Source organism: Martinezella calliandrae, assembly GCF_030272695.1.
Taxonomy (GTDB): Bacteria; Pseudomonadota; Alphaproteobacteria; order Rhizobiales; family Rhizobiaceae; genus Rhizobium; species Rhizobium calliandrae.
This window is the reverse complement of the sequence record NZ_JARFYN010000012.1, coordinates 129,402-143,223: the sequence shown is the minus strand read 5'-3', so window position 1 is coordinate 143,223 and position 13,822 is coordinate 129,402. Positions and strand designations below refer to the sequence as shown.

The window sequence follows — 13,822 nt, the reverse complement described above, 5'->3', positions numbered from 1 at the left end:
CGTCGATGCCGGCTATGCGCCGAACGACTGGCAGGTGGGTCAGACCGGCAAGGTCGTCGCCCCGCAGCTCTATATCGCCTGCGGCATTTCCGGCGCCATCCAGCATCTGGCCGGCATGAAGGATTCTAAGGTCATCGTCGCGATCAACAAGGACGAAGAGGCGCCGATCTTCCAGATCGCCGACTACGGCCTCGTCGCCGACCTCTTCGAGGCCCTGCCGGAACTCGAAAAGGCGCTTTGATCGCGCGGTTTGATCTCTTTCGCAGTTGCGAAAGACTGGAAAATTGTCCTTTATGGAGCTATCAATCTTGCCGGACTGGAAAGAGTCCGGCAAATTTATGACGAAAAGCATGGCGCGCCATCAAGAACGCGCCGCCGGGGAGTTGGCAATGAGTTCGCTGAAGACGATCGGTATTATCGGCGCAGGCCAGATGGGCTGCGGTATTGCCCACGTGTCTGCCATGGCCGGCTACAAGGTTCACATCTACGATCTGTCGCAGGATCGTATCGAAAGCGGCCTCGCTACCATCAACGGCAACCTTGCTCGCCAGGTCGCTTCCGGCAAGACCAGCGATGAAGATCGCAAGGCGGCGCTGTCGCGCATTACCGGTTCGGCTGATCTCAACGACCTCGCCCATGTCGACCTCGCTATCGAGGCCGCAACAGAGGACGAAAGCGTCAAGCGGAAGATCTACGCCCAGGTCTGTCCTGTCCTGAAGCCCGAGGCGATCCTTGCCACCAACACCTCGTCGCTGTCGATCACGCGGCTCGCATCCGCGACCGACCGGCCGGAGCGCTTCATGGGCATTCACTTCATGAACCCGGTGCCGGTGATGAAGCTGGTTGAGCTGGTGCGCGGCATCGCCACCGAGGAATCGACCTTCGCAGCTGCAAAGGAATTCGTCACCTCGCTGGAAAAGACGATCACTGTGGCTGAAGACTTCCCGGCCTTCATCGTCAACCGCATCCTGCTGCCGATGATCAATGAAGCGATCTACACGCTTTATGAAGGCGTTGGCACAGTCGATGCCATCGACACCGCCATGCGGCTCGGCGCCAACCACCCGATGGGCCCGCTACAACTTGCCGATTTCATCGGCCTGGACACCTGCCTGTCGATCATGCAGGTGCTGCATGATGGCCTGGCGGATTCGAAGTACCGCCCTTGCCCACTGCTGGTAAAGTATGTGGAAGCAGGCTGGCTCGGCCGCAAATCCGGCCGCGGCTTCTATGACTATCGCGGCGAGACGCCGGTTCCAACGCGCTGATCTTTGCGGAAGCCTCGCGGCTGCCCCTCGAACCACGAGGGCGGTTGGTGAACCGGAAACTGACTCAATGATTACCCGATAGCGCCCGGGCTGCAGAAACCGATGCTCGGTACTCGCTTGCGCGCTGCTCCAGTAGCAGCTCAAACGACTGTTTGATCCTCCTTACATGCGGCGTCTTATACTCGAACCGTTCATTGTGAAGGTGGATCAGCATCGAGGCGTTGGCCTCGAAAATCACCACCCTACCCTGGGAATCCAGTGAACAGTCGATACCGAAATAATCGAGACCGATCTGGCGGCGGATGGCATCGAGGGCCGCCATGCCTTCCGGCCCGAAGACGCTGCCGGGGTCGTTGAGGAAGGCTTCTTCCTCCTTGCGCATCCACTCGACATCAGCCATGCGCGTCGTGACATGATGCACCTTCCACCCATCACCTATGGCGAGATGATAAGGCAGGATTTCATCTCCTATGAAAACGAAGCGATACTTGCGGAAAAGCCCGTCGGGTGAACTGTAGTCAACGAAATCAGTCAGATAGAGGGCCTGCTCTCCAGCCTCCTCAGCAAAGCTCAGCAGGGCGCCGGCATCCGCCACAAGTTCCATCATATCGCCGCCATGCTTGCCCGTATGGCGCACGATCAACGGAAAGGTACCGGTATCGCCATCGCGTACCCGGCGACACAAATCCTTAGCCTCGATACGAATTGTCGACGGCATGACCGCGTTCGCGACGCCGCTCAGGCGCCGCGAGATGGATTCGCGATCCGTCGCCAGCATCAGCCGTGGGTGATTGACGACCGGCCTTTGCAGGGAATCCGCGACATCGATGGCGGATGCCATCACATCGAGCCCAAAGTCGGTTTCCGAAACGAGATTGACGACGACGTCAACCCGATCGCTGCGGGCTCGCGGGTCATTGCGATAGCCACGCAGGATAAAGATTACCTCCGTGTCAAAGCAACTGTCTCTGATCAGGTCCTCATAAGGCGTATTGCCTGCTTCGGGCGAAAAGAGCAGCAGCGCCCGAAACTTTGCGGGCTTCTGCGCCGCCGGATAGTTGCGGACCACGCCCATCTCGGCGACCGCCAGAAAACAAATATGGGCAGCCGCCGGATTTCCGAGCCTGAGCTCAAACTTTCCGCAAAGCATCAGCGCTTCGCGATCAGTCGGCTCAACGCGCAGCGCCCGTTGAGCTGTGGCTAGGCCTTCGAGCCAGCGCCCCGTCGCCTCCAGCGCTTGCGCCTTGTTGCACAGGCAGCGAAAATCCTCGGGAGAGCGCGACAATCCTCTGTCGTAGGCCGCTATTGCCCTTTCGAAATCGCCGGATTTCTGGAGAGTATCTCCGAGTTGCGACCACGATGTCGCGTCCTCGGGCGACTCGTGGCAGTTGCGCAAGGCTTCTTGTAGGGCGCGTGGCACGTTGCGCAGCGATTCGATGACCTGGCTGCGCTTGGAAAGAGCCTGACCGTAGTCGCCCTTGAGAGCAATTGCCCGCTCGAGACTCGAAAGCGCTTCCACCGATCGCCCAAGCTCCTGCAGCACGGCCCCCTGGTGGTACCAGGCCGCAGCGTCGCCCGGCTGCGCGGCAACCACTGCCTCATAGCACCGCAGCGCCCGTGCAGAATCCCCGATATTTTGACATGCCATGCCAAGGCCGGACATCGCCTGCACATAGTCGGGCTTCCGACTGAGCGCTGTTTCGAACCACAAGATTGCATCCTGCGGCCTGTCGACATTCAGCAGCAAAAAACCCAGCGTGTTGCATGCGATCGGTTCGTGGCTGACAAGCTCGCCAGCCGACAGGAACATATTGATAGCATCCTCGTAACGACCGGCACCCATCAAGGCCGCAGCCTGGACCAGGATGGAGGGAAGTGCTGACGCATCGGCCGGAGCATGGGCTGGAGCATAGGCTGGAGACAGGTTCATCTGGAGCGATTTTCAAGGAGAGAATCGGTTGGGCGATTATTCGAGTCTCTCAGTTCAGCCTTGCCCGAGGATGACGCCTATTCGATCGGTTCCAGATCTCGTGTCTCGCACAAACGGCCTCACAGCGCGATCGCAGCCTTGATCAGCTTCTTCGCATCGTCGCTGTCCCAAACGGCTGGGCCGTTCATGGCCGAGACGAGGCAGCCCTTGTCGTCGATCAACAACGTTACCGGAAGACCGAAAGCAAGTCCTTGCTTTTTAAGTGCATTGAAGACACCCATTGAGTTGTCACGATAAAAGCCGAGCTGGTCGATGCCGTGATCCGTACGGAATGCCTTCGGCTTTTCGTCGTCGCCGGTGTCGATATTGACGGCAACGACCTCGAATTTGTCGTTGCCCATGCTCTTCTGCAGGGCATTCAGCGCCGGCATTTCTTCGCGGCAGGGCACGCACCACGTCGCCCAGAGGTTCAGCAGCAGCGTCTTGCCGGCGAAATTGCTGAGCGACAGCGGCTGTCCGTCCGCACCCTTGAAGGAAACATTCTGCAGCGAGATCGGCGACTGCGGCGCAGTCATTGCGGCGACCTGTCCCTTGGTAAAGGGCGTCAACGCGGCGGCGCGATCCTTTGCTGCCTCGCACTGTCCGGACGATGCCATTTCACCGATGCCATTGCCATACCCCGCCTCCTTCACGTATACCGCTGCCGCACCGGCGACGACCCCGGCGACGGCGGCAAGCAGAACGAGTTTCACGGACGGCAGACCAAACGGCTTCTTTGCTGTCATTTCATTCTCCAGGTAGGCATCTCATGGCTGACGGCACGGACACCAAATCCTCCAACCAGATGTGGGGCGGACGTTTCGCCTCCGGCCCCGCGGCGATTATGGAGGAGATAAATGCATCGATCGGTTTCGACAAGAAGCTCTTTGCGCAGGATATCCGTGGCTCCATCGCCCATGCCGCCATGCTTTTTCATCAAGGCATCATTTCAGCCGACGATAAAGACAAGATCGTTCACGGGCTAAACACGATCTTGTCAGAGATAGAAGCCGGCAATTTCGAATTTTCCCGCCGCCTCGAAGACATCCACATGAATGTCGAAGCGCGCCTTGCTACCCTTATCGGACCTGCCGCCGGAAGGCTGCACACGGCCCGTTCGCGCAACGATCAGGTAGCGCTCGATTTCCGGCTATGGGTCAAGGAAGAGCTGCAGAAATGCGAACAGGCGCTGACCGAGCTGATATTGGCCTTCCTCGACCGCGCTGAAGAACACGCCGAAACCGTCATGCCCGGCTTTACCCATTTGCAGACGGCCCAACCCGTCACCTTCGGTCACCATTGCATGGCCTATGTTGAAATGTTCGGCCGCGACCGCGCGCGTGTGCGCCATGCCATCGAACATATGGATGAATCTCCGATTGGCGCCGCAGCCCTCGCCGGCACCGGCTTCCCGATCGACCGTCACATGACGGCCAAGGCGCTCGGTTTCCGCGAGCCGACCCGCAACTCGATCGATACTGTTTCCGATCGCGATTTCGCCATCGAGTTCCTGTCGATCGCCGCGATCGCCGGCATGCACCTGTCGCGGCTGGCCGAAGAGATCGTCATCTGGTCGACGCCGCAGTTCGGCTTCGTGCGGCTCTCCGACGCCTTTTCGACCGGCTCTTCCATCATGCCACAGAAGAAGAACCCGGATGCGGCCGAGCTGGTGCGCGCCAAGACCGGCCGCATCAACGGGTCGCTGGTCGCATTGCTGACCATCATGAAGGGGCTGCCGCTCGCCTATTCCAAGGACATGCAGGAAGACAAGGAACAGGTCTTCGACGCCGCCGAAAGCCTCGAGCTGGCTGTCGCCGCAATGACCGGCATGGTGCGCGACATGACGATCAATACCGCCCGCATGAAGGCCGCCGCCGGCTCCGGCTATTCGACGGCGACCGACCTCGCCGATTGGCTGGTGCGCGAAGCGGGCCTGCCCTTCCGTGATGCCCATCACGTCACCGGCCGCGCCGTCGCGCTTGCCGAGAGCAAGTCCTGCGATCTCGCCGAACTATCGCTCGAAGAACTGCAGGAGATTAACCCGGCGATCACAGCCAAGATCTTCGATGTTCTGACCGTCGAGGCCTCGGTCGCCAGCCGCAAAAGTTACGGCGGTACTGCGCCGTCGGAAGTGCGCAAGCAGATCGCCTTCTGGCGCGCTCGCAACTGAGTAAATTGCCGAAAACACAATCAAACAATCAGGGTGCACAAGCTCCGGAAACTTCGCTATGAAGGACTGCTTCCGCGTTTGTCGCCCAAGAGGATTTCGATGCAGATCAACATGCCGCACATCATCCGCCTGACCGTCGTGCTTTCGGTCATCGGCCTTGCCGTCGTCGGATGTGGTCGCAAAGGCGAACTCGATCCGCCGAGTGCGGCAGCGACCAAGGGCGGCGACGTCAACAAGCCGACGAAACAGCCAGGCACCGAGGACAAGAAGTTCTTCCTCGATCCGCTTCTCTAAACAGGCATCGACCGTGAACCATTTTCAGTATCGCGACGGCATTCTCTACGCCGAGGACGTGCCCGTTCCCGAAATCGCCAAGGCTGTCGGCACGCCCTTTTACCTCTATTCGACGGCAACCCTAGAGCGCCACTACCGTGTCTTCTCCGAAGCCTTTGGCGATGTCGACGCCATGGTCTGCTATGCGATGAAGGCCAATTCCAACCAGGCGGTTCTAAAGACGCTCGGCCGGCTCGGCGCCGGCGTCGATGTCGTTTCGGTCGGCGAGCTTCACCGCGCCTTGGCGGCCGGCATCCCCGCAAGCCGCATCTTGTTCTCCGGCGTCGGCAAGACCGCGCAGGAGATGGACGTGGCGCTTGAAGCCGGCATCTACTGTTTCAACGTCGAATCCGAGCCGGAGCTGGAAGTGCTGAACCAGCGCGCTATCCGCGCTGGCAAGGTGTCCCCCGTCTCCTTCCGCATCAATCCGGATGTCGACGCTCGGACGCATGCGAAGATTTCGACCGGCAAGAAGGAAAACAAGTTCGGCATTTCCTGGGAGCGTGCCCGCGCCGTCTATGGCCGCGCCGCCAGCCTGCCGGGCATCAAGGTGACCGGCATCGACATGCATATCGGCAGCCAGATCACCGAGCTGCAGCCCTTCGAGGACGCCTTCAAGCTGTTGCGTGACCTCGTTGAGACGCTGCGCGGCGACGGCCACGATATCCATCATGTCGATATCGGCGGCGGCCTCGGCATTCCCTATCGCGACGACAACAACCCGCCGCCGCTGCCGGACGCTTACGCCCATATCGTCAAGAACCAGCTGCGCGGTCTGAACTGCAAGATCGTCACCGAGCCTGGGCGCCTGATTGTCGGCAATGCTGGCATCCTCGTGACTGAAGTCATCTATGTGAAGGACGGGGGTCACAAGACCTTCGTCATCGTCGACGCCGCCATGAACGACCTGATCCGGCCGACGCTTTACGAGGCCCATCACGAAATTCGCGCCGTGGAGATCACCGCTGCCAATGCGCCACGCATCATGGCCGATGTCGTCGGTCCGGTCTGCGAGACCGGCGATTATTTGGCCCTCGACCGCGAAATGGCGATGCCGAAGCCCGGCGATCTCCTGGCGATAAGCTCCGGCGGCGCTTACGGTGCGGTACAGGCCGGCACCTATAACAGCCGGCTTCTGGTGCCTGAGGTGCTGGTCAAGGGCGGCGATTTCCACGTCATTCGTCCGCGCAAGACCTATGAAGAGCTGATCGGTCTCGACTCGATCCCGGCCTGGCTCGAGGCATAATTTCAGATATCGGAACCGATTTTCGGAGAGAATTTGTCCATCACGCCCCGGCAACCTGCTTGATCACGTTTCGGCGAAATCCGATGAAAAACCGGCCTTGCCCTCGTCTTCGCCACAAAGAATGTTATCTTCTTGTGCAGGAGCCTCGCCGGGCGCCGTTATTGCGGGCGCATTGGACGCGTTAATCTCCAACGGGCAGATAGCCATCAACATCAGATCGGGGAGAAAACCGGACCGATGACCAGCCCCAGCAGTCCAAAGAAGGGCGCTTTTGCTACCCGTCCGGCGCTGGCGCGGCTGGTTGCGGTCAAGCGTCTGTTTGCGCGGCTGGTACTGGCCTCAGAACAGATCCTGCCCCTGTTGCTGGTGCCGCTTTCCATCCTTGCCCTATTCATCTCGGCTGCCTGGTTCGGCATTTTCCGCGTCGCGCCGGATGCGCTGCGCTATGTCCTGCTTGTCGCTTTCGCCGTTGCCTTCACCGCCTCCATCTTCCCTTTCCGCCGCCTGCGCTGGCCAACGATTGGCGAAGCCGACCGGATGCTCGAGGAGCGCAATGGCCTCGCCCACCAGCCGGTCACCGTGCAGGAAGACGAGCCAGCGTTCGACACGCCCTTTGCCCGGGCGCTGTGGCATGAGCACCAGACCCGGATGGCGGCACGGATCGCGGCGCTGGACGCGGGCTTGCCGCGCCCTGACATTGCCCTTTACGACCGCTTCGCGCTGCGCACCATCCCGGCGTTGCTGCTGGTGACGGCTTTCAGCTTCTCCATGTCCAACAGCGGCGGCTCACTGAGCGATGCCTTTGCCGCCCCGGCCGCGACGTCGAGCAATCCGGACGTGCGCGTCGATGCCTGGGTGACGCCGCCTTATTACACCGGCGAAGCGCCGGTCTACCTGACCGGTAGTGCCGCAAATACCGGCGACAGCGTCAACGTACCGCAATTCTCCGAACTGACCGTGCGTGTCACCGGCGGCGCCTCGACGGATGAAAAAGTACTGTTCCAGGCCGCGGGGAGCGACGCCGGCGCCGCGATCCCCGAGCAAGCCGCGGATGACGGCAAGCAGCCTCCGGCTAACGGAAATGCCGCGCCACCCCCGGCCGTCCAACCAGTCTCTGCTATGGACGCCGCTTCGGCCGGTGGCGATGCAATGATTGCCCGCACGCATGTTCTGAAACTCGACAAGGGCGGCAAACTGACCGTCAACGGCAAGTCCTGGTCTTTCAAAGTTGTCACCGACAAGCCGCCGGAAATAGCCTTTGACGGCATTCCGCACGCACTGCCCAACGGCGCGCTCGAAATCGGCTTCAAGGTCAAGGACGACTATGGCGTTGAGGAAGCCCATGCCGAGATCGTTCCTGTCGATACCAATCCCCAGGCCACGCCGCTTTACGGTTTGCCAGAATACAAATTGGAGATTTCACGCCGCGACCGCCGCAACGGCAAGGGGCTTGCAAATCACGACCTGACGCAGGACCCGCTTGCCGGCCAGCAGGTACGCATCAGCCTCGTCGCACGCGACGGCGCCGGCCAGACGGGGCGTAGCGCGCCCTATGAAATGACCCTGCCCTCGCGCAATTTCAGCCAGCCTCTTGCAGCAGCCGTAGCCGAAGAACGCCAGGTTTTCGCTCTGGACACCCGCAAGATGCCGGAAGCGATCGAACTCAATCAATCGCTGACGATCCGGCCGGATGAAACGATCCCGGATCTCGGCAACTATTTGCTGATCCAATCGGCGCTGACACGCATGAAGCTCGCCAACGGCGATGTCGCTCTGAAAGATACTGCCGACTACCTCTGGCAGATCGCGCTCGGCATGGAAGACGCGCAACTGACCGATGCGGAGAAGGCTTTGCGCGACGCGCAGCAGAAGCTCTCCGACGCTCTCCAGCGCAATGCGCCCGACGCGGAAATCAAGAAGCTGATGGATGAGCTGCGCAAGGCGATGAACAACTATATGAAAGAGCTCGCCGAGCGCATGAAGAACATGCCGGCGCAGCCGAACCAGAGGTCTGCCAATATCCTGCGCCAGCAGGACCTGCAGCGGATGATGGACCAGATCGAAAATCTGGCCCGCACCGGCAACCGCCAGGCGGCACAGCAGATGCTGTCCGAGCTGCAGCAGATGTTGAACAGCCTCCAGGCAGGCAGGCCGCAACGTGGCCAGAACCAGCAGCAGAACGAAGCCAACGACAAGATGCGCCAGCAGATGGATAAGCTCGGCAACATCCTGCGCGACCAACAGAAGCTGATGGAGCAGACCTTCAAGCTGGACCAAGCCATGCGCGACCGCATGCAGCGCGGCGATCCCAACGAGGATGGCGACGACGCGCTGAACCAACCCATGCCTCCTGGCCTGAACGATCCGACACAGCCCGATATGGGACAGGATCAAGGCCAACAGGATCGGCGACAAGGCCAGAACCAACAGGGCCAGAACCAGCAAGGTCAACAACAGGGCCAAAAGCAGCAGAGCGACAATCAGACGGACAATATGACCGCCGGTCAGCTACGCGACGCGCTGAAACAATTGCGCCAGCAGCAGGATGAGCTCGGCAAGCAGCTCGGCCAACTGCAAAAGGATCTGGGCTCCATGGGCATGAAGCCGAACCAGAATTACGGCAAGGCCCAGCAGGAAATGAAGGGCGCCTCCGGCGATCTCGCCCAAGGCAATGGCGAAGGCGCCGTGCAGGACCAGGGCCGCGTACTCGACGCGCTGCGCAAGGGCACGCGCGATATGATGAATCAGCTTATGGCGCAGATGCAACAGCAGGGTCAGGGCCAAGGTCAGCAGCAGGGACAAGTCGGCCAGGGTAACCAGAACGGCCGCGATCCGCTGGGACGCGAACGCAATGGCGATCCTTTCGGCGAAGCCAACGAGAATAAAATCCCCGCCATCATCAATCCGCAGCGTGCTCGCGAAATCCTTGACGCCATCCGCGAGCGCCTGAGCAATAATCCGTCCCTATCCGAAGAACGGCGCTATCTGGAGCGCCTGTTGGATACTGGGCAGTGAAAGCCCACACAGCCTCCGCCCATCCGGCGAAGGCTCCTTCCTGCCATTTGCGATCAGGCAGCCAGCGCGTGGGCCACCGCCTTGCGGATATCCGGCAAGGCGAAGGGCTTGGCGACGACATCGACGATCTTTTCCATCAGGTCGTCGGCGCGTTCGCGCTGCTCGGCATAGCCGGTCATCAGCAGGATCTTCATGCCGGGGCAGGTGGAGGCCGCCTCATGCGCCAGCTCGATGCCATCCATCACCGGCATGCGAATATCGGAGAGCAGCAGGTCGTAGGACCCTAGTTTCAATTTTTCCAGACCCTCGGCGCCATCGGCCGCCTCTTCGATCTCGTGGCCGTCCAAGCGCAGCGCGCGGGCGACAAAAGTGCGAAGAGAATCTTCGTCTTCCGTAATCAGAATTTTTGCCATGGTCTTGCTCCGTGGTCCGTCATGTTCCGCGACCGAAATCACCAGAATTCCGTTTGCGATCGGTAAACGACGGCGGTGCGATCCGGCTCCGTGGTTAATGAGTCGTCATCGCTGGAGCAAATTGGGACAGCCTGCTCGGGCGTTGAATTGTGCCAAACCGGCCGCTGTTGGAGGCCGGTGCCTCAGGCGTCCCCGGTCACGACACCCACGAAGGGCAGCTCGCGGAAGGCATAGGCGACGTCCATGCCGTAGCCGACGACGAAATAGTCGGGGCATTCGAAGCCGACATAATCGGCCTCCAGCTCCTCCTTGCGCTTGACGCTCTTGTCGAGCAACACCGCGAGCGAGACGTTACGGGCGCCGCGCTCGTAGAGCAATTCCTTGGCGAAACGCAGCGTGCGGCCCGATTCCAGAATGTCGTCGATCAGTAGCACGTCGCGATCTTTTACATCGCTGTCGATGTCCTTGACGATGCGGACACCCTGGGAGACCGTGCCTGCGCCGTAGCTCGACAGCGTGATGAACTCGACTTCCGGCGCCAGCCCCGTCTCATGCAGCGCGCGCAGCAGGTCGGCGGCGAAAATGAAGGAGCCCTTGAGGATAGCGATGACGAGGAGATCCTTCGTCGGCCCGCTGGCGATTTCCTTCGCCATGGCGCGATTGCGCTCGGCAATCTGCTCGGCGGTGAAAAGCGGCTCGATATTTTTCCCGCGTACGACAGGCATTGATTGGCATGCTCCATGGCTGTTGCGGCGCTTGTCCGCCGATCAGGCTTTAGCCCGTAGCACAATCATGCGGGCCGACACACCCCCTAAGGCATAAAGGAAAGGCGAACATCCGGCATTTTTCCACCGGGATGCTGCAATCGCGTGGAAAATCCGCGACTCTCATATGGCCCGATGCGATTGACCGGCGCGTCCACCACAACACTCGTCAGCAATTGACCGCTGGAGAAGATATCCGCGCGCACAAGCGGCACCGAGAGCGTGGCGCCGGTCTTATTCTCGATGATGCCGTTGACAGTTAGCACCCGCATGCCGTTTTCGTCGCGCGGCGTCAGCGTCACATGGGAAAACTGCAGCGGCTCCAACGTCTCCTGCGCCTGTGTGCCCGTCAGCCCCGAGAAGCCCCCAGCAAGGCCGAAGACCAGGACGGCGAGAGCAGCGATGAGTGCCACGAAGCTGCGACGCGAGGCCTGCTGCAGCCAGCCTTCGGCAAGGCGCGGGCCAGAGAGCGCATGAAGGAGAGCGCTCTTGGCAGCCGGCGGCGACTGCCGCTGTCCGGATTGAGAAGCCCCCTCGCCGGCGATGTTTGCCGAGGCGTTCCTGATGCGGCTAGGGATGACCGTCACGAACTCGGCATCCACAACGTCCGGCTTCGGCCCGATGGGGCGTGACAGTGTCGAACCCAATCCGCGTTCGGGCGGCAGCAGGTCATAGATCAATCCCGCTTGTTGCTGGCGGTGGCGAAAAGCGCCCATGACGACCTCCCTTTCCGGTGATCCACATGGTTTCACGCCCACCTAAATTCTGGGCATTGAAACGAATCCTGCCCAGTCGTAAATTTTATTAGTTAATGCTTCGCAAAGATCGCCATGAATCGGGCGCCTTTCCAGCAAATTTACCGTCTGTTAACGCCGTTGGTTAACAAGTCACCTGATTGAACACTGCGGAAGACTGGACACCCGTGATTCATTTTGAGAACGTCGGTTTGCGCTATGGTATGGGTCCGGAAATCCTCCGTGACCTGACCTTCGACATTCCGAAGAAATCGTTCCAGTTCCTAACGGGCCCCTCGGGTGCCGGCAAGACGACGTTGCTTCGGCTGCTCTTCATGTCGCTCCAGCCGACCCGTGGGCTGATCCGCATGTTCGACCGCGAGATTTCCTCGATCCCGCGCAACGAATTGCCACTGCTGCGCCGCCGCGTCGGCATCGTCTTCCAGGATTTCCGGCTGCTGGAACATCTGACGACCTACGAAAACGTCGCCCTACCGCTCCGCGTGCGTGGCAAGGAGGAAAGCTCCTATCGTACCGACGTGTTGGAACTGTTGAAGTGGGTCGGCCTTGGCGAACGCATCAATGTGCTTCCCCCGGTGCTGTCGGGCGGCGAGAAGCAGCGCGCAGCCATCGCCCGCGCGCTGATCGACCGCCCGGAGATCCTGCTTGCCGACGAACCGACAGGCAACGTCGATCCACCCATGGCCAGACGATTGCTCAACCTGTTCCTCGAACTCAATCGCCTCGGTACAGCGGTCGTCATTGCCACGCACGACCTGACCCTCATGGATCAGATCGAAGCGCGGCGCATGATTTTATCGGGAGGGCATCTCGATATCTATGACTGAGCCCACCCCCCGCAGGAGAGCCCCGAACGCCGGGGCAACCAACAACAAGGAAAGACCCGTTGCACCTCCGCCGGAGAGGAGACGGCCGGAAATGCGGGTGCGCCCGACCGGACCGATCGTGCCTTCTTCCAATATCCAAGGCAATGCGCTGATCGTCGTCATCGCCATCATGGCTTTCCTGGCGTGCCTGACGCTCGGCGCCGTCAGCATGGTGCGTTCGACAGCGGCGAGCTGGGAAAGCCAAATTTCCCGCGAGATCACCATCCAGATCAAGCCGGATGACAATCTCGACATGGACAAGGCGCTTGCCAGCGCGCGCGACATCGCGCTCGGTTTTGTCGGCACGAAAAGCGGCCAGATCGTCGACGAGGCGGCGACGGCTCGCCTGCTCGAACCCTGGCTTGGTGCCGGCCTCGACCTTAAGGAGCTGCCGGTCCCGCGCCTGGTGATCATCACTATCGACGAGACGCATCCCCCCGATTTCGAGGCGATGCGCAACCTTCTCAAGGATCAGATTCCACAGGCGTCGCTGGATGACCACCGCACCTGGGTCGATCGGCTAGTCTCGATGGCCCACACCACCGTCCTTATCGGCACCGGCGTCCTGCTGCTAGTCTTTACGGCCATGGTGCTGACCGTGGTTTTCGCCACGCGCGGCGCCCTCTCCGGCAACCGCCACATCGTCGAAGTGCTACATTTCGTCGGCGCCGAGAGTACCTTCGTCGCCACGGAATTCCAGAAGCATTTCCTGAAGATCAGCCTGAAGGGCTCAGCCGCGGGCAGCGCACTTGCCGCTCTTTTCTTTGCCAGCGCCGGCTTTTTGCAAAGCCGCACCATCGCCACGCCGCAGACCGACCAAGCGACGGCCCTGTTCGGCACGTTCTCGGTTGGCGCACTCGGCTATCTCGGCATTCTCGCCACCATGATCATTATCGCCCTGCTCACCACGGTCACGGCGCGTTTCACCGTCATGCGCACCATCTACGAGATCGACTTGATCCGCTCTGATCCGGGGAGGACCGAAAGTGTGCAGAACTGACGCTGCGTCAATGATTATTTACG

Annotated in this window: 13 protein-coding genes; 8 read left to right on the top strand and 5 right to left on the bottom strand. The window is 60.6% G+C overall.

The annotated features are described in order from the left end of the window. Both PY650_RS12105 and PY650_RS12100 read left to right on the top strand, forming a co-directional pair. On the top strand, positions 1 to 241 hold a 241-nt coding region (locus PY650_RS12105), incomplete at its 5' end, for an electron transfer flavoprotein subunit alpha/FixB family protein (protein WP_285879490.1). Positions 242 to 389: 148 nt separating this feature from the next. Beyond that, a complete protein-coding gene (locus tag PY650_RS12100; protein ID WP_285879488.1) occupies positions 390 to 1,268 on the top strand; it encodes a 3-hydroxybutyryl-CoA dehydrogenase in 879 nt (292 codons plus the stop codon). Positions 1,269 to 1,332: 64 nt separating this feature from the next. On the opposite strand, the gene PY650_RS12095 is transcribed toward PY650_RS12100, so the two are convergent. Beyond that, positions 1,333 to 3,198, bottom strand: coding sequence for a tetratricopeptide repeat protein (locus PY650_RS12095; RefSeq protein WP_285879487.1), 1,866 nt, complete (start codon positions 3,196 to 3,198; stop codon positions 1,333 to 1,335). Positions 3,199 to 3,317: 119 nt separating this feature from the next. Further along, on the bottom strand, positions 3,318 to 3,983 hold the full coding sequence (gene tlpA, locus PY650_RS12090; RefSeq protein ID WP_285879486.1) for a thiol:disulfide interchange protein TlpA: 666 nt from the start codon (positions 3,981 to 3,983) through the stop codon (positions 3,318 to 3,320). A gap of 23 nt (positions 3,984 to 4,006) precedes the next feature. Between tlpA and argH the strand changes: the two genes are divergently transcribed. The 4 genes from argH to PY650_RS12070 all read left to right on the top strand — a co-directional run bounded on the left by argH (position 4,007) and on the right by PY650_RS12070 (position 10,001). Then, complete coding sequence (gene argH, locus PY650_RS12085; RefSeq protein ID WP_285879485.1) at positions 4,007 to 5,407, top strand: argininosuccinate lyase; 1,401 nt, start codon at positions 4,007 to 4,009, stop codon at positions 5,405 to 5,407. Positions 5,408 to 5,506: 99 nt separating this feature from the next. Next, a complete protein-coding gene (lptM, locus tag PY650_RS12080) occupies positions 5,507 to 5,701 on the top strand; it encodes an LPS translocon maturation chaperone LptM (protein WP_285872657.1) in 195 nt (64 codons plus the stop codon). 13 nt (positions 5,702 to 5,714) lie between these two features. Continuing rightward, positions 5,715 to 6,986, top strand: coding sequence for a diaminopimelate decarboxylase (gene lysA / locus PY650_RS12075; RefSeq protein ID WP_285879484.1), 1,272 nt, complete (start codon positions 5,715 to 5,717; stop codon positions 6,984 to 6,986). A gap of 237 nt (positions 6,987 to 7,223) precedes the next feature. Continuing rightward, positions 7,224 to 10,001 carry a TIGR02302 family protein gene (locus PY650_RS12070; protein WP_285879483.1) on the top strand — a complete coding sequence of 926 codons (2,778 nt, stop codon included), beginning with the start codon at positions 7,224 to 7,226 and terminating at the stop codon, positions 9,999 to 10,001. A gap of 53 nt (positions 10,002 to 10,054) precedes the next feature. Here PY650_RS12070 and PY650_RS12065 read toward each other — a convergent pair whose 3' ends face one another. The 3 genes from PY650_RS12065 to PY650_RS12055 form a co-directional block, all read right to left on the bottom strand. Further along, a complete protein-coding gene (locus PY650_RS12065; protein WP_285879481.1) occupies positions 10,055 to 10,414 on the bottom strand; it encodes a response regulator in 360 nt (119 codons plus the stop codon). A gap of 182 nt (positions 10,415 to 10,596) precedes the next feature. Then, a complete protein-coding gene (gene hpt, locus PY650_RS12060) occupies positions 10,597 to 11,139 on the bottom strand; it encodes a hypoxanthine phosphoribosyltransferase (protein ID WP_285872653.1) in 543 nt (180 codons plus the stop codon). 86 nt (positions 11,140 to 11,225) lie between these two features. After that, positions 11,226 to 11,894, bottom strand: coding sequence for a hypothetical protein (locus PY650_RS12055; protein ID WP_285879480.1), 669 nt, complete (start codon positions 11,892 to 11,894; stop codon positions 11,226 to 11,228). A 206-nt stretch (positions 11,895 to 12,100) separates the two neighbouring features. On the opposite strand from PY650_RS12055, the gene ftsE reads away from it, so the two are divergent. Next, a complete protein-coding gene (ftsE, locus tag PY650_RS12050; RefSeq protein ID WP_028754819.1) occupies positions 12,101 to 12,760 on the top strand; it encodes a cell division ATP-binding protein FtsE in 660 nt (219 codons plus the stop codon). A gap of 91 nt (positions 12,761 to 12,851) precedes the next feature. Beyond that, on the top strand, positions 12,852 to 13,799 hold the full coding sequence (locus tag PY650_RS12045) for a cell division protein FtsX (RefSeq protein ID WP_285872651.1): 948 nt from the start codon (positions 12,852 to 12,854) through the stop codon (positions 13,797 to 13,799). The last annotated feature ends 23 nt before the right edge of the window (positions 13,800 to 13,822 follow it).

Coding starts and splice junctions, on each gene's coding strand:
- PY650_RS12055 (WP_285879480.1), bottom strand. CDS start 11,894: ATGGGCGCTTTTCGCCACCGCCAGCAACAAGCGGGATTGATCTATGAC.
- PY650_RS12045 (WP_285872651.1), top strand. CDS start 12,852: ATGCGGGTGCGCCCGACCGGACCGATCGTGCCTTCTTCCAATATCCAA.
- PY650_RS12100 (WP_285879488.1), top strand. CDS start 390: ATGAGTTCGCTGAAGACGATCGGTATTATCGGCGCAGGCCAGATGGGC.
- PY650_RS12070 (WP_285879483.1), top strand. CDS start 7,224: ATGACCAGCCCCAGCAGTCCAAAGAAGGGCGCTTTTGCTACCCGTCCG.
- lptM (WP_285872657.1), top strand. CDS start 5,507: ATGCAGATCAACATGCCGCACATCATCCGCCTGACCGTCGTGCTTTCG.
- argH (WP_285879485.1), top strand. CDS start 4,007: ATGGCTGACGGCACGGACACCAAATCCTCCAACCAGATGTGGGGCGGA.
- tlpA (WP_285879486.1), bottom strand. CDS start 3,983: ATGACAGCAAAGAAGCCGTTTGGTCTGCCGTCCGTGAAACTCGTTCTG.
- hpt (WP_285872653.1), bottom strand. CDS start 11,139: ATGCCTGTCGTACGCGGGAAAAATATCGAGCCGCTTTTCACCGCCGAG.
- PY650_RS12095 (WP_285879487.1), bottom strand. CDS start 3,198: ATGAACCTGTCTCCAGCCTATGCTCCAGCCCATGCTCCGGCCGATGCG.
- PY650_RS12065 (WP_285879481.1), bottom strand. CDS start 10,414: ATGGCAAAAATTCTGATTACGGAAGACGAAGATTCTCTTCGCACTTTT.